At 59.7% G+C, this 22,686-nt stretch carries 15 protein-coding genes; 5 read left to right on the top strand and 10 right to left on the bottom strand.

Annotated elements, in window-relative coordinates; all coding sequences use genetic code 11:
- Positions 1–22: 22 nt before the first annotated feature.
- Positions 23–544, bottom strand: a complete 522-nt coding sequence (locus JIO00_RS16400) for a DUF4142 domain-containing protein (protein WP_077749678.1) — start codon at positions 542–544, stop codon at positions 23–25.
- A gap of 219 nt (positions 545–763) precedes the next feature.
- Here JIO00_RS16400 and JIO00_RS16395 point away from each other — a divergent pair, with 219 nt between their 5' ends.
- Together JIO00_RS16395 and JIO00_RS16390 are read left to right on the top strand one after the other, a co-directional pair.
- The gene (locus JIO00_RS16395; protein ID WP_010460955.1) at positions 764–1,006 is read left to right on the top strand and encodes a hypothetical protein; all 243 of its coding nucleotides are present in this window, start codon (positions 764–766) and stop codon (positions 1,004–1,006) included.
- Positions 1,007–1,117: 111 nt separating this feature from the next.
- Positions 1,118–1,360 carry a hypothetical protein gene (locus tag JIO00_RS16390; protein ID WP_010460953.1) on the top strand — a complete coding sequence of 81 codons (243 nt, stop codon included), beginning with the start codon at positions 1,118–1,120 and terminating at the stop codon, positions 1,358–1,360.
- Between the two features lie 107 nt (positions 1,361–1,467).
- On the opposite strand, the gene JIO00_RS16385 is transcribed toward JIO00_RS16390, so the two are convergent.
- The 7 genes from JIO00_RS16385 to JIO00_RS16355 form a co-directional block, all read right to left on the bottom strand.
- Positions 1,468–2,559: an SMP-30/gluconolactonase/LRE family protein gene (locus JIO00_RS16385; protein ID WP_010460951.1), complete on the bottom strand. Its 1,092-nt coding sequence runs from the start codon at positions 2,557–2,559 to the stop codon at positions 1,468–1,470.
- Positions 2,556–3,695, bottom strand: coding sequence for an SRPBCC family protein (locus tag JIO00_RS16380; RefSeq protein ID WP_200666312.1), 1,140 nt, complete (start codon positions 3,693–3,695; stop codon positions 2,556–2,558). The genes JIO00_RS16385 and JIO00_RS16380 overlap by 4 nt, the downstream gene beginning before the upstream one ends.
- Before the next feature lie 100 nt (positions 3,696–3,795).
- Positions 3,796–4,659 carry a LysR family transcriptional regulator gene (locus JIO00_RS16375; protein WP_010460947.1) on the bottom strand — a complete coding sequence of 288 codons (864 nt, stop codon included), beginning with the start codon at positions 4,657–4,659 and terminating at the stop codon, positions 3,796–3,798.
- Positions 4,660–4,713: 54 nt separating this feature from the next.
- Positions 4,714–6,438 carry a hydrogenase maturation protein gene (locus JIO00_RS16370; protein WP_077749675.1) on the bottom strand — a complete coding sequence of 575 codons (1,725 nt, stop codon included), beginning with the start codon at positions 6,436–6,438 and terminating at the stop codon, positions 4,714–4,716.
- A gap of 302 nt (positions 6,439–6,740) precedes the next feature.
- Positions 6,741–8,588, bottom strand: a complete 1,848-nt coding sequence (locus JIO00_RS16365) for an amidohydrolase (protein WP_010460943.1) — start codon at positions 8,586–8,588, stop codon at positions 6,741–6,743.
- 294 nt (positions 8,589–8,882) lie between these two features.
- Positions 8,883–9,197: an SCP2 sterol-binding domain-containing protein gene (locus JIO00_RS16360; protein ID WP_102593993.1), complete on the bottom strand. Its 315-nt coding sequence runs from the start codon at positions 9,195–9,197 to the stop codon at positions 8,883–8,885.
- 64 nt (positions 9,198–9,261) lie between these two features.
- The gene (locus JIO00_RS16355; protein WP_077749673.1) at positions 9,262–9,972 is read right to left on the bottom strand and encodes a histidine phosphatase family protein; all 711 of its coding nucleotides are present in this window, start codon (positions 9,970–9,972) and stop codon (positions 9,262–9,264) included.
- 204 nt (positions 9,973–10,176) lie between these two features.
- Here JIO00_RS16355 and sohB point away from each other — a divergent pair, with 204 nt between their 5' ends.
- The 3 genes from sohB (at position 10,177) to JIO00_RS16340 (ending at position 20,000) form a co-directional block, all read left to right on the top strand.
- Positions 10,177–11,199, top strand: coding sequence for a protease SohB (sohB, locus tag JIO00_RS16350; RefSeq protein ID WP_010460936.1), 1,023 nt, complete (start codon positions 10,177–10,179; stop codon positions 11,197–11,199).
- Positions 11,200–11,331: 132 nt separating this feature from the next.
- Positions 11,332–16,194: an NEL-type E3 ubiquitin ligase domain-containing protein gene (locus JIO00_RS16345; RefSeq protein ID WP_234452891.1), complete on the top strand. Its 4,863-nt coding sequence runs from the start codon at positions 11,332–11,334 to the stop codon at positions 16,192–16,194.
- Positions 16,191–20,000 (top strand): dermonecrotic toxin domain-containing protein, encoded by a 3,810-nt coding sequence (locus tag JIO00_RS16340; RefSeq protein ID WP_200666310.1) that lies wholly within the window; start codon positions 16,191–16,193, stop codon positions 19,998–20,000. The genes JIO00_RS16345 and JIO00_RS16340 overlap by 4 nt, the downstream gene beginning before the upstream one ends.
- A 50-nt stretch (positions 20,001–20,050) precedes the next feature.
- On the opposite strand, the gene JIO00_RS16335 is transcribed toward JIO00_RS16340, so the two are convergent.
- Positions 20,051–20,545: a DUF934 domain-containing protein gene (locus tag JIO00_RS16335; protein ID WP_010460931.1), complete on the bottom strand. Its 495-nt coding sequence runs from the start codon at positions 20,543–20,545 to the stop codon at positions 20,051–20,053.
- Positions 20,529–22,187 (bottom strand): nitrite/sulfite reductase, encoded by a 1,659-nt coding sequence (locus JIO00_RS16330; protein ID WP_145310434.1) that lies wholly within the window; start codon positions 22,185–22,187, stop codon positions 20,529–20,531. Before JIO00_RS16330 ends, JIO00_RS16335 begins: the two co-directional genes overlap by 17 nt.
- Between the last annotated feature and the right edge of the window lie 499 nt (positions 22,188–22,686).

The following is a 22,686-nucleotide window of genomic DNA, read 5'->3' as shown; positions in this document are numbered from 1 at the left end:
GATGCGGCCTTCTTTTTACCGGTTATTTGCTGGGGTGGGCGGCCTGGAGCTCTTTCGCCATCTCCAGGTGTTTTTCCAGTGCCGGCAGCATTTTTTGCGCGAAGCCTTTCAAATCGGTGGCGCCTTTGACCTTGTCGTCCGTCACCGTGTTGGCCTGTTTTTCGAACAGCTTGATCGTGTCTTCGTGGGCCTTCACTTGGTTATTGGCATAGGCCGCGTCGAAGGACTCGTCCCGCATGTCGAGGATTTTTTCCTTGGCCTGTTTGACCAGCGTCGTCTCGTCCGGGACCTCGATGTCATTCTTTTTCGCCAGGGCCGCCAGTTCATCGTTGGCCTTGGAATGATCGGTGATCATCATGTTGGCGAATTTCTTGATGTCGGCCGATGAGCTTTTTTCCAGCGCCAGTCGGCTGGTCTCGATTTCCGCAATGCCACCTGCGGCTGCGTTGTCGACAAAGTCATTGGAAGTGGCAGCAAAAGCTGTGCCCATGCTGGTGCTCAAGGCGACGGCCAGGGCGAGATGGCGCAGGGTGAATCCGTCCATTGGTCATTCTCCACACAGGGTTCGGGTTAGCGATCGAGGTGATCGTTATTCAATGGAGGCAGGCGCTGCGTTAAAGGTTTTATCGGGTTTGCGCCAGGACGACGAACGGACACCGCTGGTCTGATAGGCGGTCGACAGAACCGGCCAACCGAGGCCATTCTGATAGTTGGCGAACGCAATCGATCGCGTTTGCTGCCGATCAACAAACGGAGGTGTTCCATGCCGGTGCCACACGACCTTTATCAGGACCTGAAACTTTCAAAGGAAGATATCCAGCAAAAACGCTCCAAGGATCCGTTACTGGATTCACTGATCAACAAGTATTCGCAAGCGGACGCCGAGGTAGTAAAGGCTGAAACCGCAAAATCGGATGCGCCCAGCGATGACGCACTGAAGAAGCTCAAGGAGACGCGCGTGCAGGTTAAGCAAAAGATCGTTGACCGGCTCCAATCGCCGTCCTGACACGCCTTGTCCACCCACCGACAACCGGTGAATGAAAAATTGGAACGGTGATCAAGACCGGCACCTCGAAAGATCAGAGTCCGACCTTTTCGACTCCTTGCGAGGTGCCTTATGAACGAGCCCAGATTTCCAAGCGAAGAGCAGGGCGGGTACGACCCGATTCCGACTCATCCCGAACCGCTAAGCCCCGGCCGCACGACGGTCAATCCCGAAGACGAGCCGGGCATCGACGAATTGCCGAACAACGAAGGCGTGCGCCCGCTGGATGAAGACGACTCCACCGCGATGGACCCTGAGCGGGTGCTTGAAGAGACGGACAATGCCGTGCGCGATAACGAGATAGATCCCCGCTAGCCAAAACCACCACATACCCCCTGTAGGAGCGAGCCTGCCAGTCAATATCACTATTGAATGGCAGACTGCCCGCGCGAGCAGGCCCGCTCCCACATTTTTGGTGTGCGTTATTTCTGGAGCGCGGTGTTCAGGGGCAGGCGCGCCATGTTTTTTGCCTTCAACGAACCCAGGTACAACCAGTCCCCATACTCGCGCACTGTCGTGATCGGCGAGTAATTACCGGTGCTCGCATCCTGCAGGTTGGCAATCACCTTGCCGTCCAGGTCCAGACCCAGCGCAAAGGCGCGCTTTTCCACGGGTTTGGGCAGTACCGTCAATGCCCGAACAATCATTTTGCGCACGAACGGGTGCTGCGCCGTGGCGTCGAGCAGCGCATTACGGGGTGCGTAGAGCGCCACCCAGAAACGGTCGCGGCCATTGAACGCGAGGTTGTCCGGCAACCCCGGCAGATTGTCGATAAATACATCGTGGGTTCCGGCATTCGGCCCGCTCAACCAGAAGCGGATGATGCGGTAAGCGCCGGTTTCGTTGACCAGCACAAAGCTGTCGTCCGGGCCCAGCGTCACGCCGTTGGCAAATTCCAGCGTGTCCAGCAACACCGTGGTCTTGCCGGTCTGGAAGTCGTAACGCAACAAACGGCCGTCGCCCCCGTGCTCGATGATTGCCTCGCCATCCTTGCCGTAGCCCCAGCGGCTGGAAGCGTCGCTGAAATAGGCGTAGTGCCCGGATTTATCGATGGCCACGTCATCGGTAAACCCGAAAGGCACGCCGCCGGCCGAGGTGGTCAGCGGGATCAACCGGCCCTGGGCATCCAGGGACAGCAAACCCTTCACGCCGTCAGCGATGACCAGCAACCCGTTCGGGTGCCGCGCCAGGCCCAGAGGCCGGCCGCCGGTATCGGCCAGCACTTTGGTGTCCTTGCCGTCGAGGCTGGTGCGGATCAGCCGGCCGTCGTGCAGCCCGGTGATGAGCACGTTATCTTCCAGCAGCAGCGCCTCGGGCCCTTCGATGTCCGCCGGGCCGACACGCTCCACCCCTTTGAGCCGCTGATTGTCGGCATACACCCCGCTGGTCAGGGAAGGCGCCGGCGGCGGTGTCCAGGCCACCGGCCGAACCTTGGTCGGGAACAACAATAGAAAAGCCCCCAGGACAATGATCAGCAGCGACAATAGATGGCGAAACCTGAAGGCGCTTCTCACACGCTGACTCCAGCCGGATTCAGGTTTTTCTGCGCCATGTCACGCAACGCCAGCATCGATGCTGCGGACTCACGCTCGATACGTCGCTTGAGCAGCAATCGATTGGTGATGCGCATCGCCAGGCCCGAGAATTGATACTCCAGGGTCCGTACAAAACGTGTGCCTTCGCCCTGCGCCTCACATTCGTAGGTCACGACCAGCGACAACCCGTGATCACCGCGCGCCCAGGCACTCCAGCGGCGTCCTGGCAGGTATTCGTTGACTTCCCAACTCAAGTGCCCCGCGCGCCCGCCGGCACTGATTTCCTCCTCGAACCGCAGGCCGGCATGCAGCGGCCCACCCTGGCCCTCGACCTTCAGGGACGAAGGATGCCACTCCGGCCAACGGGTGACGGTGCTGGCATAGGCGAGCACGTCAATCGGAGTTCCAGCGATAGCGATCTGGTGCTGCATGCGGGTCATGGTCGTACTCGTCAGGGGGGCAGGCACCGGCTCCCAGTACAGGGTGCCGAACAGGTAGTCCATCAGCGGGAAAACGATATTGAAATTGCGTTCCTGCATCAGCTCGCGGCGGTGATGCAGTTCATGCAGGCGGCGCATCTGGCGGATCCACGGCAGACGCGTGACCGGGTTGTCCGGCGGTAAATGCTCGCAGGCATGGAACACCTCGTACATCAGGTACCCTAGGACCAGACAGCCACCAAACAATCCGGCGACGTTGGCATTGACCTGCTTGAACAGCCACCAGGCGGGCAGGGTGAAGACCACGGTGTGGATCACGATCAGCCAGGCTGGAAACAGAATCACCCGCCAGTCCCGGGCAGTATCGTAGGTCATGTGGCCGGGGGCGAAAAAACTGTGATGGTCGCCGGCATGGCGGGCGTAGAACATCCGCGCGAAGCTCTTTTTGTGATGCCCCAAGTGCCGGTGCACCAGGTACACGCCGAAGTTGAAGAACAACAGCGTCAACGGCACTGTCAGCCATTCCAGCGGCCGGACCTGATGCACAGTGCTCCAGAACCCACCGATGGCCAGCACGCCGAACAGCAGCACAAAGGCCCCGTGCAGCCAGGGGTTGTAGAGCGGATGGATGTCAGCGCGATAGCGGTCGCGGAATGCCTGGGTGGTTTGCCTCACTGCGTTCACCTCTGCTTATTGTTATCACCAGCAGATTAGCTGATCTGCCCGCGCAAGCTTGAGCAAACCTGGATGACACAAGCGCCATGATCCGGTGTATTCAGGTCAGCGGATTCCAGCGCTGGGACCAGTCGTCGTCGATCTTGATCACTTCACGCAGTAAATCGAAGGCCCGTTGCAGGGTCGCCGAGTCGCGATCCCGCGAGTAAACCAGGTAGGTCGGGTAACTGAATTCCGGGGCTTTGGGCACGGGCTCCAGCACGCCGCTTTCGAGGTAGCTCTGCACCACGCGTGTACGGAAGTAGCCGCTGCCGCCGTTTTCCAGAATGTATTGCAAGGCCAGGGGGCCGAGGTTAAAGCTCAGGGCGGCCTTGGCTTTTTCCGGCAGGGCGGCATCGTGCTGGCGGCGGAAGTCCGGACCCCAGTCGATATACACATAAGGATCGGGCTGCCCGGCGAGGCGTACCAGGATGAGTTTTTCTTCGAGGATCTGCTCGACTTGCAGGCGCGGCCAATATTCGGGCTGATAGACCAGCGCCGCGTCCAGCACCCCCAGTTCCAGTTGGCGCAGCAGGGTCTCGCCGTCGCGGATTTCCATGCGCAAGGCGTGACTGGGAATCTTCTCGCGCAGTTCGCCGGCCCAACTGAGCATCAGCGGATTGCACAGACTGACCTCGCCGCCAATGTGCAGCACATCGCGGTAACCATCGGGCAACGGCAAGTCCCGCCGCGCGGCTTCCCAGGTCTCGACCAGTTGATTGGCGTACACCACAAAGGCCTCGCCATTGGGTGTCAGCCGCGCGCCGGCACGGTTGCGCACGAATAACGTGCTGCCCAGCTGGCTCTCGAGTTTTTGCACTCGCGCCGTGATTGCGGTCTGGGTGACGTGAAGTTTTTCCGCCGCGGCAGCCAGGCTGCCGTGGCGAACAATTTCCAGGAAGGTGCGAGCGAGATCAATGTCCATGGGGCGGCCGGTGCGGGAGGTGCCGGCATTGTAAACGGATCTGCGGGGGCCGGCTTATGTAGCAGCGGCCAACGGCTGCGTCCGGCTGCGCTGGCGTGCCCACTGCGCCACCAGCCGCACCGGTGTGCCGCACGCCTTGCGCTTGAACACAAAATGTCGGCACTTCTCGGCGAACTGTTTGCGGTCGTGCACCATGTCCAGTTCCATCGCCGCCAGCTCGGCGTTTCTGCAGTGCTGCATGAGTTGGGTATCGAGCCGGCTCTTGCGCTCGCGCACAGCGGCATACGCCGGATCGGTCAGCGCATTGCCCGCCCGTTGCAACAACCACCGGCCGAACGCGTCCGGGCAGCGTGGGCCGATTTCCTGAACCATGCCCAGTTGCATGGCATGCGTCGCGCTGACCGGCAGGCACTCCTCGCAAAGTTTTTCCGCCATCCGCGGACCGACGGCGCGGGGCAGGCTGTAGGTCCAGTATTCAGAGCCGTACAGCCCCATGGTTTTGTAGTGCGGGTTGAGGACGATATCCGCGCGGGCGAAGACAATATCTGCGGCCAGCGCCAGCATCACGCCGCCGGCCCCGGCACTGCCCGTCAGGCCGCTGACCACCAGTTGCCGGGCGCTGAGCATTTCTTCGCAGACGTCGTCGATCGCCTGGATATTGGCCCAGGCCTCCAGCCCCGGCGCCTCGGCAGCCTGGATCACGTTGAGGTGCACGCCATTGGAGAAACTGCCGCGCCCACCCTTGATCAGCAGCACCTGGGTATCTCGGGTCTTGGCCCAGCGCAGAGCGGTGACCAGTCGCTGGCATTGCTCGGTGCTCATGGCGCCGTTATAAAACTCGAAGGTGAGCTCGCCGACAGTCCCCGATTCACGGTAGCGGATCGGTTGATAGGTTTCGGTGTCAGGGGACGAGGCGATCGATCCGTGGAGGATGGGCACGTTATTCAGTTGAGCAGCGAGTACATGCCGGGCTGGACGTTTGAAGGTTTCTTCGCCCGGCCGGGGTTTGCGTCGCATCGAACCGATCCACACACTGTGATCGCCGGTGGCGACCAGTACCGCGTCGTCGCGCACCGCCAGAATGTCTCCAGGTGTGCCGCTGCGTGAGTCCAGATGGGCGTCGTACACGTAATACTGACCACCTGCCAGGCTCGCCAATACGCCAGGTTGCCCGTCCGCTGCGTCGATGCAGCGTTTGATGAATCGCGAGCAGTCATGCCAACCGAAGGTCCGATCAGCCTGGTTCATGTTCGGCTGCAAGTGGCCCATCACCCGGGGATGATGTTCGACCGGTACGGGCTCATAACCGTCGATGAATTTGTCCACGACATCACGAATGCAGCGGATCGCCGCATCGCTGACCGGGCCGTTATACAGCTCGGATTTGCGCAGGCCTTGGGGGAGGTTGAACTCGCACGTAGACCAGACCGGCCCGGCATCCATGTCTTCCACGGCTTGAAGCGCGGTGACACCCCAGCGGGTCAGCTCACGGGTAATGGCCCAATCCAGTGCGCTGGCGCCCCGGTCACCGACAATGCCCGGATGGATAATCACCACCGGGCGATCACGGTTGCTCCACAGGAGTTGCGGCACCCGGTCCTTGAGGAATGGGCAAATCACCAGGTCGGCCCCCGACTGCTCAATCTGCTCGCAGACAGCTTCTTCGTCGGTGAACAGCACTACGCTGGGGCTATGTCCCAACTCGCGCAATTCGAGCCAGGCCCTTTGGCTCAGACCATTGAATGCCGATGACAACAGGATAATGTTGAGTGAACGCATGTTTGACTCTTCCTTGAGAATGGCCGGCCATCAGCCTCGAATAAGCCTTCATTGGCTTTCGATGCAAGTTAGGTTGCGGGAATGACAGGCGCTGGACCTTGATGTGGGTCAAACCATTCCGACTTGCCTGTCAGTTGAAAGAATAGGGCCGACGTCCTTGTGCTGGCACCTGTAAGAACTAACAGTTTTTTAGACGAGTTTGCGATGTCGGCGGTCGCTAAAGAAGGGGGATTCGCGAGTGCGGCTACAGCCTGGGAGTCATGCCTGAGGCAGACCCCCAGTGGGTGTGGGGGAATCATTGTTCAAAACGCAAAACACGAACAGCCAAACGCGCCCCAGAACCCCTGAAAGTCGCTGACCGGCGCTGACGACAATCGCGCCCGCTCGTGGCTGTGCGCATGCACCGCGCACGCGCCGATGCATTGATGCACCTGCGCCGTCAGTGGCGCCACGGGTTTCCAGTGGCCCGGCACCTTGGCGACGGGCGACCACTCGGGCACCACAGGAATCGGCGGCGGCCCGAGTTTTTCAAACTCGACGCTGCCGTAGACGATCTTGCCGTCGACAATGGTCAGCACCGACTCGATCCATTTGATCGCTTCATCGTCGATGTGGAAATAGTCCGCCGAGAGTGCAATCAGATCCGCCAGTTGCCCGACCTTGATCTGGCCTTTCTTGCCTTGTTCGGACGAAAACCAGGCGCTGCCGTGGGTGAAGAGTTCCAGCGCCGTATCGCGGCTCAAGCCTTGCGGGTACAGTTCCAGTCCGCCAACGGTGCGGCCGCTGACCAGCCAATACATCGATGTCCAGGGGTTGTAGCTGGACACCCGCGTGGCATCGGTGCCGGCCCCCACCGGAATACCTTCTGCGAGCATGCGCGCAATCGGCGGCGTGTGTTCGGCGGCTTTGGCGCCATAGCGGTCGACGAAATATTCGCCCTGGAAAGCCATGCGATCCTGAATGGCGATGCCCCCGCCCAAGGCTTTGACCCGCTCGATGTTCCGCGGGGTGATGGTTTCCGCATGATCGAAAAACCACGGTAAACCGTCGAACGGGATGTCGCGATTGACCTTCTCGAACACGTCGAGCATGCGGCTGATGGATTCGTTGTAGGTGGCATGCAGGCGGAACGGCCAGCGCTGTTCCACCAGATGCCGCACCACTGGTTCCAACTCCTGTTCCATGGTTTGCGGCAAGTCCGGGCGTGGTTCGAGGAAGTCTTCGAAGTCGGCCGCCGAAAACACCAGCATTTCCCCGGCACCGTTGTGCCGCAGGAAATCGTCGCCCTGGCCGTAATGGGAGGTGCTGGTCCAGTTTTTGAAGTCGGTCAGCTCTTCCTTGGGTTTCTGTGTGAACAGGTTGTAGGCGATGCGCACGGTGAGTTGCTGGTCTTTGGCCAGCTGCTGAATGACTTGATAGTCGTCCGGGTAATTCTGATAACCGCCGCCGGCATCGATGGCGCTGGTCACGCCGAGGCGATTGAGTTCGCGCATGAACTGGCGGGTCGAGTTGACCTGATAGTCCAGCGGCAACTTCGGCCCCTTGGCCAGGGTCGAGTAGAGAATCATCGCGTTCGGGCGGGCGATCAGCATGCCGGTGGGATCACCATTAGCGTCCCGCTGGATTTCGCCGCCCGGCGGGTTCGGCGTGTCGCGGGTATAACCGACCACTTTCAGCGCCGCGCGGTTGAGCAGGGCGCGGTCGTAAAGGTGCAGCACGAACACCGGGGTGTCCGGTGCGGCTTTGTTCAGTTCATCAATCGTCGGCAGGCGCTTCTCGGCAAACTGGAATTCGTTCCAGCCACCGACCACCCGCACCCATTGCGGTGTGGGCGTTCGGTCGGCCTGGTCCTTGAGCAGGCGCAGGGCATCGACCAGCGATGGCACGCCTTCCCAGCGCAGTTCGAGGTTGTAGTTCAAGCCACCGCGGATCAGGTGCAGGTGCGAGTCGTTGAGGCCGGGAATCACCGTGCGTCCGTGCAAGTCGACGATCTGTGTGCCGGGGCCTTGCAGGGCCATGGCCTGGGCGTCGCTGCCGACTACCACGAAGCGTCCGTCCTTGATCGCGACGGCGCTGGCCTGGGGTTTCTTGCGGTCGACGGTGTGCAGGCGTCCGTTGTACAGAATGAGGTCGGCCGGGGTGTCGGGCATGGTTTTACTCCCTGCGATGAGCGGGCTGATCCAGGCACCGACGGCGCCTGCCGAAAGGCCTTGCAGTACACGTCGGCGGTTCAGACCTTCGTGGTTGTCAGGTGGACTCATGGCAGTGCGCTCCGTCAATTCATCGAGGGGCAAACAGCCGATGTCTGACGCATGCGGCCACAAGGAATATAGACGGCAAATTCACCGGTAGCCGATTTGCGGGGGCGGAAATCGACGAATCCCGCCACAAGGGGCGGGATTCGTGTGCAGCCAGAGAGGTTCCCGAAGACGGGAACCGCCGTCTTAGCTTGGGAACAGCTCGGACAGTTTCATGGCCAGCATCATGTCGCCTTCAGCGCGCAGTTTGCCGCCCATGAACGCTTGCATGCCGTCGGTCGAACCGTCGACGATGCCTTGCAGGGTTTCGCCGTCCATCACCAGAGTGACCTGGGCGTCAGGATTTTCGCCTTCCTGCAGCTCGCAAGTGCCATCTTTGACGACCAGCGAGAAGTTCTTGGTGTCGTCGATGCGGAAACCGAATACCAGGTCCAGACCGGCAGCGGCGGCTGGGTTGAACTTGGCTTTCATTGCTTGTACGGCATCAGCTACGGAGGTCATGGTTCGATCCTTTCTTGGGTAATTAGAGCTGGGTGATTACAGCCAGGGTCACAATAGTCCGGACTCAGCGAAACGTGATGAGTTCCGGTGCCTTCAACAGCTGCAAGTGCGCATGACTGTTGAAAGAAGACAATGCCACCTCGCGACCGCGAAACTTCAGCAGGTTTAGCGAGGTGTTGACGATTTGCCAGTTCAGTTCAAATGCCTGCCTTGCGGGCATCTGAGTAATGAGGTGGAGCAGGGCAGTGATGGTGCCACCGGAGGTGAACACGGCGATTTTCTGGGTGTTGTCGGCGCTTTCGAGGAGGCGGTGCAGACCGGCCTGTACGCGTTCGACAAACCCAAGCCAGCTTTCAAGCCCCGGCGTGTCATAGGTGCCGGCGAGCCAGCGTTCGATGATCAGGGCGAAGATGCGCTGGAACTCGGCGCGGTTTTGCGCGGCATTGCGCAGGATGTCCAGGGCTTCGGGTTCATCCTCCAGCATGGCCGGCAGCAGCGCGCGGATCACCGCGTCGGCGTCGAATTCGTTGAAGGCAGAATCGATTTCCAGGGTCGGCACCGGCAGGCCCACGGCAGCGAACTGTTCCAGCGCGCTGGTGGCCGTATGCTGTTGGCGGCGCAAGTCGCCCGACAGGCAGCGGTCAAAGCTGACACCCAGCTCGGCGAGGTGCTGGCCGAGGATTTCTGCCTGGCGAACACCGGTCGGCGACAGGACGTCATAGTCGTCTGCACCAAAGGAGGCCTGGCCATGTCGAATCAGATAGATGCTGCCCACGTCCGCGTCATCCCGGTACGTTGAAGGTTTGGCGAGGTTATGAGGATGACAGTGAGCTGTCAATGAAAAAACATACGCTTGTTTGAAATGCCCGTTACAGGCCTGTTGCCAGAGGTTTCACGGCTGGCCGCCGAGGCGGAGCATGGGTATGCTGGCGTTGTCCCGCGCGTGTTTTAAGCCGCGCATCGTTTTGAAGGAGTCACTGTGGAGTTTTTGTCCGAGTACGCCAGTTTCCTGGCCAAGACCGTGACACTGGTGATCGCCATTCTGGTGGTCCTGGCCAGTTTCGCGGCGCTGCGCAGCAAAGGTCGGCGCAAATCGGCCGGCCAGTTGCAAGTCAGCAAACTGAATGATTTCTACAAAGAGCTGCGCGAACGCCTGGAGCAAACCTTGCTCGACAAGGACCAGCTCAAGGCCTTGCGCAAGTCCCAGGCTAAAACCGATAAAAAACAAAAGAAGAAACCCGAGGCCAAGCCGCGGGTATTCGTGCTGGATTTCGACGGCGACATCAAGGCGTCGGCCACTGAAAGTCTGCGCCACGAGATCACGGCACTGTTGACGTTGGCGACGCCCAAAGACGAAGTGGTACTGCGTCTGGAAAGCGGCGGCGGCATGGTTCACAGCTATGGCCTGGCGTCCTCGCAACTGGCGCGCATCCGCGATGCCGGCGTGCCGTTGACCATCTGCATCGACAAGGTCGCGGCCAGTGGTGGCTACATGATGGCGTGTATCGGCGAGAAGATCATCAGCGCCCCGTTTGCGATTCTGGGTTCGATCGGCGTCGTGGCGCAGTTGCCTAACGTCAATCGCTTGCTGAAAAAGCACGACATCGACTTCGAAGTCCTGACCGCCGGCGAATACAAGCGCACCTTGACTGTGTTTGGCGAAAACACTGAGAAAGGCCGTGAGAAGTTTCAGGAAGACCTGGACATCACCCACCAGCTGTTCAAGAACTTCGTCTCGCGTTATCGCCCGCAACTGGCCATTGACGAAGTGGCCACCGGTGAAATCTGGCTTGGCATCGCCGCGCTGGACAAGCAACTGGTGGACGAACTCAAGACCAGCGACGAATACCTCGCTGAACGAGCGAAGAAGTCGGAGCTGTACCATTTGCATTACGCCGAACGCAAAAGCCTGCAAGAGCGTATCGGGATGGCGGCCAGTGGGTCGGTGGATCGCGTATTGCTGAGCTGGTGGAGCCGGTTGACCCAGCAACGCTTTTGGTAACACATTAAATTAACGGTCGCTTGCACTGCCTTGCAGTGAAAGCGACCGTTTTTTTGTGGCGGTATATAGATAGCGCTTTTTAAAAAAGTGGCTCGATAGGCTAGCGATCCTAGTCAGTTTCGAGTGATCACAATGTCTTCTCCGCCCACAAACTCAAACACGCCTGTGTTGACGCCAGATCAACAGGGTGTCTTTTTTGATCTGATTAAAAGTAATGCTCCTGCCTGGTTGCTGACTGCCTCAAGTCAACGGCGAAGTGAACTTTATGAAAGCCTGACCGCCAGCCATCGTTCAAGAGGTGAACTTGCCGACCTCCTGAAAGGCTTCAAATCGCCTGAAAGCGTCTGTCGCCCCTTACTGGCTCAAGCCATGTCGGACAAGCTGGGTACGCCACTGGATACGCAGGGCGTCATTTTCCAGCACGTGCGGTCAACGTCCAGCCTGCTGGGACTTCGCAAGAAACTGGTGCTGCCGATTGATCGGGATCTGCTGTCGGCCGCCTGTGAAAATTTTGAACTCAGCGAGACACTGGCCGGAAACTATAGCGATACATCGTTAATTTATATCCCGCAAACCATCACCGGCACAGTCAATAAAGTCTTATCGATAGAGCCGCATGAGTTCGCCGCGTTGTGCCGCAAACTTGATCTTGGAAAACAATACCAGGCGCATGTCAAATCACTGTTTGAGCCAGCGTCAGGTATCAACCACTTATCTAACAAGTATGTTGCGCACGCCAAGAACAGCTTTGAAGTACAGCGGCATGTCGCGCTGATGAAGAAAGCCATCAGTGTCGAAATGCACCAGGCATTGAAGTCAGTCAAGGAACAGCGCCCCGTCAAACTTGGCAAACACACGCTGGGTTACCAGGCGTTGGAAATGTTTGATGTCACGGTCAATGGCGCGATGTTTATCGGGCCGGTCGAGGAGCATGACGATGACGATTACCGCTGCGTGGTCTACCTGCCGGATGACCCGCTGCACCCGTTGAAGGAATACGCGTCCTTCACGGATTTCGAGGTGGAATTGAGTAAGCGTCTGAGAACCTCCGCGTTCCAAAAATTCTTCATGCGCTACATCAAGCTGGGTGAACGGTCCGCGTTTCTGCAAGCCCTTGAAAAACGCTTGTCCGTCCCCGTTTCCTCGCCGCTTCCCGCGACCAGTGTCTACGTGTCGCTGTCGGGTGTGGACATACAAGGCGACATGTTCGAGGAAATTTTTCGTCAGTATGCGAATCAGGTCATCGCCGATGCCCGGCTTCTGGTGGTGCCCACGGACGACGAAGACGAAAAATCCCGACTGGACAGGCTGGAGACCTACAAGGCCATCAGCCTTAATGTCCTGTTGTTCGGTGCATCGTTTGTGCCGTTTGTTGGCCACATCCTCTTGGCTGTGACGGTGATGCAGTTGCTGTCGGAGGTGTATGAAAGCGTGGCCAGTTGGTCCAGGGGCGAGCAGGAGCAAGCCACGGATTATCTGTTCGATACCATCGAAAACCTGATCCTGATGGCCGCGTTTGCCGCCGGTTCGGCGGCTGTTGGTACCGCGTTTAAAAACATCAGGACATCCGTCTTCATCGAGCGCCTGAGAAAGGTTCCGGGTGTGGACGCTCGGGGCCGTCTGTGGAATCCCGATCTTACGGTGTATCAACAGAGCCGACGGTTACCCCCGGCACTCGCAGCGGATCCGAGAGGACTGCACTGGATGGACGGTCAGGCGTACCTTCCAATCGATACACATCTGTATGCCGTGCGGCCAAAAACGGCGACGGACCTGTGGGAGGTGATTGCCCCGGTGGGGAGCGGCGGCACCTATTCACCCGAGCTCGAAACCAACGATGTCGGGGCGTGGCGCCATGACTCTGAGCTGCCGCAAGAATGGGATCGGCTTAAATTGTTTCGCCGTTTCGGTTACACCCGCGACAAGGTGCCCGATACCACGGCGACGCACATCCTTGCCGTCTGCGGGATCGAGGACACGGTCTTGCGCCAGGCACACGTCGACCGCAGCCGGCCACCGGCACTGCTGGTCGATACAGTGCAGCGGTTTCGGGCGGATGCTGCGGTCACCGACTTTATCGAGCAGTTGAAAACCCCGTCGTCGGCAGTCTTGGCAGACCCGGATCTGCAATTGCACCTGCTGACGACGTCCCGTCATTGGCCAGACAACTCGGCCATCAAAGTCGTCACTGCCGCAGGCAGGCAAACGGGTTTCTATGGCGCGGCCACGGCGTTACCGGGGAAAACCGTCAGCCTCAATCAGGATGCTTTGCATAAGGGCCAATTACACACCTCGCTGCTGACAGCCATGGACAGCGCCCAACGCCAAAGCCTTCTGGGCTCCACTACCCAGGACGCGAGCGCGCGGGCAAAGGCCCTGACAAAGCTCATTGCCGATCAAGCCGAAAGCAGCAAACTCGCGCTGTTCGAGCGGATTTACAAACGTACTGAAGTACCGGCTGATGCCCGGGTCACGGTGTTGATCGACAAGATCGCCCAGTTGCCCTCGGCGATTGCCGAAGAACTGGTGCGGCATGCCGATGCTGCTGAGTTGAGCAGCCTGGAGGAGGGCAACGTACCCTTGCGTCTGGCGGAGGAAGCCCGTCGTTATTTGCAACGGGTGCAGGTCAGTCGCGCTTACGAAGGGTTGTACCTTAATGCCGTGGGTGGGCTGGCCACCGACCGCCTGGTGCTCAACACCCTTGAGCAACTGCCGGGATGGACGGGTAATACCAGGGTTCAGTTACAGGCTTCGTCAGGTGTGCAAAGCGAGTCGACCAGCATTGGATCGGCGGACGCTGCGCAGAAGCTGCAGATCGACGTCCATCCTGATCGATACAGCGTGTCGATCGACGACATTGCTCCCGCCACCGCATTCGCGGGACGCACGCGCGAACAGTATTTCAAGGCCCTCTGGCATGGCCTCTCGACGCCGCTCAAAACAGCACTGGGCGTTAACCTGAGCGACGGCGGGGCAGCGTTGCGAGAGAAAATAACGCAGCTCGCCCTGACACGGCGAACCGCCATCGCGCAACTGATCGATGCACGCCCCCCGCGAGCGGGCTACACCTCCCCCATGCGGCTGGCAGACAGGCACGCGACGTCGTCTTCTCCCGTTATGCCGAGGCCCGTACTCATCAAAACCACCCAAGACGTCCTGGTCCGCAGGGCGCTGGAACTGTATCCGATGCATTCCCCGGTTCGCATTCACGCGTTGGTAAATGATCTGGGGCAGAACGTGACGGTCGTCTTGAAGAAGCTGGAAGCGTTGAGGCTTCAATTTCAGACCATCAGGCAGGTACTGAGTCACTGGGTCAGTCGGCAAACCTGGTATCTGCGGCCCGATGGCTCAAGGCAGGAGGTCAGTCGTCTCAGCAAATATCGCATCGCTCAGGCGATCATTCGCTGCTGGCGCAACGAGCCCGAGGCGAGTGAAGCGGGCGCTAACCTACGCTCCACACTCAGCTTTGACGCCCAGCCTCTGGGCGAATTGCCGGTTATCGTCGGGGACTTCAGCCACGTCGAGAGGTTGGTGCTGGACGGCGTGGGCGCCAGCGCCGGGCTGAACGCCTTCCTGAGAAACTTCCGCACTCTTCGAAGCTTGTCATTGAGAGGCAATCAACTGACGAGGCTGCCGCTGGCGTTGAGCTCAATGTCCGGGTTGGCCCATCTGGACCTGAGCGACAACCTCATTCAACTGACCTCTGAGTCGGTGACTCAATTGGCCGATATGACCAGCCTGCAATCAGTGAACCTGGCGTTTAACCCAAACCTTGTGAGGGCTCCCGATGTCAGCAAGTTGCAGCACCTGGAACACCTGAACCTGCAAGGCACCGGGATAAAAAACTGGCCTTTGGGCGCCTCCGGTTTGCCCAGGCTGAGTGAGCTGGATTTACGAGACAATCAGATCGAAACCCTGCCTGAAGATGTCTTCAAGGGGCATGCGGTCCCAAACAGAGGCACCAACCTGTATGGCAATCCTCTGTCCGCCGACACGTTGAAAAAGGTCGTGGTGCATCAGCAGAAGACCGGTGCAAGCCTGGGGATCATTGCTTCGGACTACCGTCGCCCAGGCGCTTACTCGCCGACCGAGGCTCACAGTTCCGCGTGGCTGACCGGGCTTGGCTCTACCGAAACCCGGCGCAAGCGCGGGTTGTGGGATTCATTGCGCGCCTATCCGGAATCCAGGAGCTTTTTCACTGTGCTTGCGCAACTGTCCGAGACGGCCGATTACAAACGACTGTTCAGCCACTTCAGCCAGCGGGTGTGGAGTGTCGTGGAGGCTGCGACGGAAGATGATGGCTTGCGACGCAGGCTGTTTCGTCTGGCCCGGGTCGGAAGGTTCAGCGCTGATGGCTACTCCGCACTCTTCAGTGAGATGGAAGTGCAGGTGTTGTTTTATCGGGCCATGGCCGCAGCCCTCACCGGGCCTGCTTCGGTGGAGCAGCAACTGATCACCCTGCTCAGGGGGTTGTTCAGGCTGCATGAGGTCGAGGGGTTTGCGCTGGCGGATATCAATGCGCGCACCGGTCCACAGTCCGGAAGCTACGAACAAGCTCTGGAAATCAGTCTGGCGTATCGCGTGGGGCTGGCCGAACGCCTGAGCTTGCCGGCTCAGCCCAGAATGGTGACATCGGCGTTGGATGTCGAGGTGGCGCCGGCGGCGCTGGAACGGGCTTATCAGAAAGTCCTGACCACCGAACGCACCAGCGCGTTGCTGGAATGGATGATCATCCAACGGTTTTGGGTGGAGTATCTGGAGGTGTCAAATCCAGATCGTTTCCTGGCAATCGCCGACCGCTCGGCACGAGATTTTGCCCAGGTGGAGAGGCAGGCTGAACTCACCCGTCCAGTGGCCACCGAACGCCTGAACGCCATTTTCGATAACTTCAAAAATGAACGTCGGGCATTGATCAGGCAGCTCACCGGTGCGGCGCTGATGCGCCATCCTGCGCCGCCAGTCCCGGGGCCCAGCCATTCGGGGGCCGCTCAATGAACGACATCGCTCACGAGTCTGCTGATAGCCCGACACCGTCGGCGTCGCCGAAATGGCGTGATGAATTGAAAGCCGTTATCGATCTCGCCTTGCCACAATCCCCAGGCCAGTTCGGCGAATGCCTGATCAAGCAAAAGTGGGGCGCGGGCATCGACCCGCAGACGGCCTTGCTGGTCACGCTCGATTACCATTACAAGGGACATCCTGCCGAGAACGGTTTCGAGCAGGGACGAGTGGCAAGTTCCCGGTCGCTGCTGCACGCGCTGCTGTCCAACGACCAGACGGTGGGTGACGGGCGTTTTGCCGAGACGGCGTTCGGCCTGTACACGCCGCCGGACGTGGGACCGACGATTCGGATCGTCGAGCACGTCGACGAATTCGCCGACCACGGCAGCGGCAATCACCAGACCTATGAAGGCATCTACCGGCAGACCACCCCGCAGGTGTATGGGCCGCTGACTCAGCTCAATCTCAGGCCCGCCTATTTCAAGAAATGGGTCTGGGAGCTGGAGCTCAAGGACCTGTACCAAGCGTATCTCGATCAGGCATGGCCAGCCGACGCTGTGCAGGTGGCGGCCAGACCGTCCGCATTGAGAACGTCGGTCAAGGCGGCGTTCGTCATGGCGGCCTGGTTGCAGAGACATGAACAACGCCTGACGCAAGAAGGTCTGGCGCTGGCGATGCGGGCGGCAGGTCTGTCCGCCGATCAGTCCTGGCAAACGCTGACCCTTGAGCAGCTGCAAGCACCGACTCGCGTGCCTTCAACCGTCAAGTTCGGCCTTCTGAAACTGTACCGCTACACCGCGACCGATATCTGGGCCTTCCGTGACACCGTCAGTGCCCGTGTGCTGGTGTACATCCCTGGCAATTCTTCCCCGCTGCATGAATTCGCCAATACCGCGCAGTTGCGCCAGTGGGTTGCCACGCAGGGCAAGCTAGACACGACCAGGCAGGCCTTGGCCCGTCACTTTGCCGAGGACGATCGCGAAGATGGAACGTTTCACGCCGGTGTCCTGACAGCGCTGGATGGCATGGCGATTTATCCGGCTAAACATTGGCTGGGCAACAACGCCGGTTTCTTCAACAACGATGGCTATTGGGACCCGAACGATTACATCGGCTTCGATGATCCGGCGGCGGCGACCGACCCTTTTGCCCGCCTGCTAATGACAATGAAACAGGCCGCACGGGCAGAGCTTCAGGCCATCCATGACGATGCGCAGGTCAACCGGGATCAGTTGAGCGCCGTCGTCGAACCCGTTGTGCAATGGGTCAACCGGTTTGGTCCGCTCGCCTTGTTTGTCCCAGGAGGCGAGGGGGTGCTGGCATTGGCCGGGCTCATTGACGCCGGGTATGGCCTGAATCAGGCGGTCAATGGAAAAACGCCGGGCCAACGCTCGGAGGGCCGGACACGCACGGTGTTTGGCTTGCTGAATGCGTTGCCGATGCTGGGTGCCGAGTCAGCGCTCAATGGGAGCGCTGCGCAGGCCGATAGCATGGCGGAGCGCGTCCGCGAGCCCAGCGTCGATCCGGCAGAGCCGGGCGCCCGTCCTGCGTCGGAACCGGCCGTTGCGCCGACGCCCTTGAACTCTCGCATCGAATTGATCCGTGGAATCGGCCCCTCGGTGGCCTCCTTCAGCGATGAGGTCCTGGCGCAGATCGCCAAGGTCAGCGCGGTCGACGATGACATGCTGCGGTTGATGCAGACGGGCCGTCCACCGACCCCTTTATTGGCGGATACCATCAGCCGCTTCAAGATCGATCAGGATCTCGGTCTGGAAGCAGACACTGTGCTTTTCAACCAACGCTACGAAGCGCTGCAAAAGTCGGAGCATGAATGGGTCCGGCTATTTCAGCGCGAGTACCCCGACCTGCCGACAATCGCCATCGAGCAGATGCTCGACCGCTATGGCATCGACATCACGTCGTTGCCAGATGCGAACGAGGCCAGGCAGGTATTCGCGCGACTGGACGGCAAAGCCCGGCAATACCAACAGCATGTCCGTCTCGACCGGGTCTATGAAGGCTTTTACCTGCGCTCGGTCGCGAATGCCGAGACGGACACGCTGGCATTGCACTCGCTGAACAATCTGCCCGGCTGGCCGAAAGACCTGCGCATCGAGGTCCTCGACGGTGCGTCCTCTGGCCGGGTGCTTGATCGTTGCGGCCCCCTTGACAGCCCTCACTGCCGAAACATCATCAAGGTGGGAAACCGTTACCTGCGCCAAGGCCGGCAAACGGATGTCTATGACGCGGTCCTCGGCGTGCTGACGGACGAGGAACGCTCGGCGTTGCACCTCACGTCACCAGACCCGGCCAAGGCGTTGCGGCTCAACCTCGGCGATCGGGCATTGTCCCGTGCCGATACCCTGCTCGGCCTGCAAAGGCTGGACAAGGGGCTGACCTTTGAACGGCAGGGACTGCGCGGCGGCGGTTACCCGACAACCCCTCAGGGTGACGCCCTGAAGTTGCAAGCGATCAAGTTGCAGTTCAAGGATATTTATCCGGACATCAGCGACGCGAGCATTGATCAGGTGTTGCTGCTGGCAGAGGGCAGGGTGCAGGCGTATATCGACCTGCTGGCTCTGCAACTGCAACAGCTCAATGTCGATTTGACCGAATGGGTCGATCAAGCGGTACAAGACATTGCCGATATGGACGTTCCCTTCGTGGCCATGGGCGATGAGGAGGCGGAGGGGATGAACCCTGCGCAAATCGCCGTGCACAATGCCCACGTCCTGCACACCGCCCTGCAACAGGAGCGCGGGGTCAGGACTGAGCTTGCCGTGGAGCTTGTCGCCATTTGGCAAAAACGCGGGCCGCTGCAAGATCGTGTCTATGTCGACGGGCAACTGCGTGGTGTCAGGCTGGACCTGACCTTCGAGGACTTTCACCGATTACCCACGCTGAATGCCAGGCTCAACGATGTGATCGAATTGTCGATGCATGGTTTTCACCTGACCGAGCACGAGAGTCTGAACGGGTTCCTGGAGGGCTTTCCGAACCTTGAAGTGTTGAATCTGGAAGGCTTCGATTTGCGTCCTTTCTTCGTGGGCGGTGACGCAGGGCGCGCCTTGCCGCCCGTTATCGGGCAGTTGCCGAAACTGGTCTCACTCAATCTGCGAGCCACACAGTTGGCATTCACTGAGCGCGCCGCTTCACAATTGAGTGATCTGACCCACTTGCAAACCCTGGACCTGAGCGACAACCCGTTGGGCGTTCCGCCGGTGGTGCTGGGCATGAACAATTTACGCCAGCTCAACCTGAGGAATACGGCGATCAATCGCTGCCCTGTCGGGGTCAAGGATGAGCCTTATCTGACGATGCTGGACCTGCGCGACAACCGTATTACCCGGGTTCCGCCCGCGATCATCAATCAGGCGGTGGCGGACGACCGCGTATTGCTATGGGGCAATCCGTTGACAGACGAGGACACGCTGCACCGGTTGATCAGTCATCGTGAACAGACGGGCATCAATCTGTGGCTGAGCGCTCCGGCCGCGGATTATGGTACGCCGACGGTGTGGTTGCGCGACTGCGACGAAGCGTTGCAACAGTCCCGGCAAGCCCTTTGGCAGCGATTGGCAGGTAAACCCTCCGGTACGCGGTTTTTAGCCGTCATAGACCGGCTGAGCCTGACGGCCGACTTTCGGGTCAGTTACCTGTCACTTCAGGCGCGAGTCTGGCGGTTGTTGCATGAGGCCGATGCTTCAGAGGACATGTGGGGGCGGATAATTCGCGGGAGCGGGCGCTTCGATCACCCGATGGCGGCATTCCGGGCGCTGGAGGCGCGTGCGGGTTTCTAAGCGAAGGAGGGCGCCTTGAACCCCGGGCGGGGTTCAAGGTTTTGCCGGTATCAGCGGCGACGGAACAACGGCAGCGGTTCGTCGGTGGCGGCCTGATAGGTCACCGAGAAGTCCTTGAGACCTTCAAGGGCTTCATACGGGTCTTTATCGGCGCGAATGGCAAAGGCGTCGAACCCGCAGCGGTGCATGTAAAAGAGCTGGTCGCGCAGCACATCGCCGATTGCCCGCAATTCGCCTTTGAAGCCATAGCGGTCACGCAGCAGACGTGCGTTGGAGTAGTTGCGCCCGTCGGTGAAGGCCGGGAAATTCAGGGCGATCACTTGGAACTGATCGACGTCTTCACCGATTTCCTCGGCTTCTTCATCGGCATCCAGCCACACGCCAAGACCGCCATCGCGGGCCTTGAGCATACGACTGTGTTCGCGCCACAGCTGCAGCGGGACGATCAGGTCATCGCAGTTGCTGATCTCGTCGATGTTGAAATCCTTGGGCAGCAAGTGCCAGGTTTCGTCGACGACCTCGTTGTTCTTAATGATTCGCTGCATAGACGCGTTCCTTGAAGAGGTCGATGCCAATACGCTGATAGGTGTCGATGAAGCGCTCGTCTTCGGTACGTTGTTCGATGTACACGTCGATCAGTTTCTCGATCACGTCAGGCATGGCTTCCTGGGCGAAGGACGGGCCGAGGATCTTGCCCAGGCTGGCGTCGCGGCTCGCGCTGCCACCGAGGGAGACCTGGTAGAACTCTTCGCCTTTCTTGTCCACCCCGAGGATGCCGATGTGGCCGACGTGGTGGTGACCACAGGCGTTCATGCAGCCGGAGATGTTCAGGTCCAGCTCGCCGATGTCGAACAGGTAGTCCAGGTCTTCGAAACGACGCTGGATCGACTCGGCGATCGGGATCGACTTGGCGTTGGCCAGCGAGCAGAAATCACCGCCAGGGCAGCAGATGATGTCGGTCAGCAAGCCGATGTTCGGCGTGGCAAAACCTTGCTCGCGCAACTCGCCCCACATCGCGAACAGTTGGGACTGTTCAACGTCGGCCAGGATGATGTTCTGCTCGTGGGACGTGCGCAGTTGACCGAAGCTGTAGCGATCGGCCAGGTCGGCCACCGCGTCGAGCTGCTTGTCGGTGATGTCGCCCGGCGCAACACCGGTCGGCTTCAGGGACAGGGTCACCGCCACATAACCCGGCTTTTTGTGGGCCAGGGTATTGCGGGTGCGCCAGCGGGCGAAGCCCGGGTGTTCTTTGTCGAGCTCGGCCAGTTGGGCCGCCTGGTTGTCCAGGGCCTTGTAGTCCGGGTCGACGAAGTGTTTGGCGACGCGATGCACTTCGGCCTCGGTCAACGTGGTCTGGCCACCGCGCAGGTGTTCCATTTCCGCGTCGACTTTCTGGGCGAAGACTTCAGGCGTCAGGGCCTTGACCAGAATCTTGATCCGCGCCTTGTACTTGTTGTCACGACGGCCATAGCGGTTGTAGACCCGCAGGATGGCGTCGAGGTAGCTCAACAGGTCTTGCCACGGCAGGAATTCATTGATGAACGCGCCCACTACCGGTGTACGGCCGAGACCACCGCCCACCAGCACGCGGAAACCGAGTTCGCCGGCCGCGTTGTGCACCGGCTCGAGGCCGATGTCATGGACTTCGATGGCCGCACGGTCAGACGTCGAACCGTTGATAGCGATCTTGAACTTGCGCGGCAGGTAGGCGAATTCCGGGTGGAACGTGGTCCACTGGCGAACGATCTCGCACCAAGGGCGCGGGTCAATCAGCTCATCGGCAGCGACACCGGCGAACTGGTCGGTGGTGACGTTGCGCAGGCAGTTGCCGCTGGTCTGGATCGCGTGCATCTGCACGGTGGCCAGCTCAGCGAGAATGTCCGGGATGTCTTCCAGCGCCGGCCAGTTGAACTGGACGTTCTGCCGGGTACTGATGTGGGCATAGCCCTTGTCATAGTCGCGGGCAATCTTGGCCATCATCCGCGTCTGGCGCGAAGTCAGTTGGCCGTAAGGCACCGCCACCCGCAACATCGGCGCGAAGCGTTGGATATAAAGCCCGTTTTGCAGGCGCAGGGGGCGGAATTCTTCTTCGCTCAGCTCACCTGCCAGATAGCGTCGGGTCTGATCACGGAACTGCTTGACGCGGTCCTCGATGATCCGCTGATCGTACTCGTCATATACGTACATATAAGTCCTGTTCTCAGGCTTGGGCCGGTCGGATCCCGTTGCGTTTTTTCGCCTGGAGGTCTCCGATGCTGCCTCGGCAATTCTGCGCGCACGGCCGCGCACTCCCTACGGAGCCGGGGCAAGATACCAGTTTGCAGTTATGCGCAAAAGTGATGTTTGAGTATATGTAAAGAACCAAAACGACTAACGAGATCCGTTATTGATAAACCCGTATTTGTCGTGAGGGCAATCGTCGTCTTTACTGTGGTCGAGTCTTTATGCAATCACCGATAAAACCGACAAGAGGCGATGCAATGAGCAACCCTACCAAAGCGACAAAACCTGATAGCACGGTCGATGCTTGGGCGATTCTGTTCCTGATCATTCTGGTCGTGGGCACCGCTGTATTTTGGGTCAGCCATCAATAACCGACCCCGTCCGGGCCCGGTTCCGACGATTGTCGGACAAAAACCGGAATAAACGCCGTTTGCCGGGACTTCGCTGGCTATAATACGCGGCG

The organism is Pseudomonas sp. SW-3, from assembly GCF_016615645.1.
GTDB classification, from domain to species: Bacteria; Pseudomonadota; Gammaproteobacteria; order Pseudomonadales; family Pseudomonadaceae; genus Aquipseudomonas; species Aquipseudomonas mandelii.
Note: the sequence above shows the minus strand (reverse complement) of the source record. Positions and strands in the feature narration are given on the sequence as shown.

Excerpts from the sequence above, each read along its gene's own strand:
- JIO00_RS16360 (WP_102593993.1), bottom strand. The coding sequence starts at position 9,197 with ATGACCTCCGTAGCTGATGCCGTACAAGCAATGAAAGCCAAGTTCAAC.
- JIO00_RS16370 (WP_077749675.1), bottom strand. The coding sequence starts at position 6,438 with ATGCGTTCACTCAACATTATCCTGTTGTCATCGGCATTCAATGGTCTG.
- JIO00_RS16395 (WP_010460955.1), top strand. The coding sequence starts at position 764 with ATGCCGGTGCCACACGACCTTTATCAGGACCTGAAACTTTCAAAGGAA.
- JIO00_RS16335 (WP_010460931.1), bottom strand. The coding sequence starts at position 20,545 with ATGCAGCGAATCATTAAGAACAACGAGGTCGTCGACGAAACCTGGCAC.
- JIO00_RS16345 (WP_234452891.1), top strand. The coding sequence starts at position 11,332 with ATGTCTTCTCCGCCCACAAACTCAAACACGCCTGTGTTGACGCCAGAT.
- JIO00_RS16340 (WP_200666310.1), top strand. The coding sequence starts at position 16,191 with ATGAACGACATCGCTCACGAGTCTGCTGATAGCCCGACACCGTCGGCG.
- JIO00_RS16330 (WP_145310434.1), bottom strand. The coding sequence starts at position 22,187 with ATGTACGTATATGACGAGTACGATCAGCGGATCATCGAGGACCGCGTC.
- JIO00_RS16365 (WP_010460943.1), bottom strand. The coding sequence starts at position 8,588 with ATGCCCGACACCCCGGCCGACCTCATTCTGTACAACGGACGCCTGCAC.
- JIO00_RS16400 (WP_077749678.1), bottom strand. The coding sequence starts at position 544 with ATGGACGGATTCACCCTGCGCCATCTCGCCCTGGCCGTCGCCTTGAGC.
- JIO00_RS16390 (WP_010460953.1), top strand. The coding sequence starts at position 1,118 with ATGAACGAGCCCAGATTTCCAAGCGAAGAGCAGGGCGGGTACGACCCG.
- JIO00_RS16375 (WP_010460947.1), bottom strand. The coding sequence starts at position 4,659 with ATGGACATTGATCTCGCTCGCACCTTCCTGGAAATTGTTCGCCACGGC.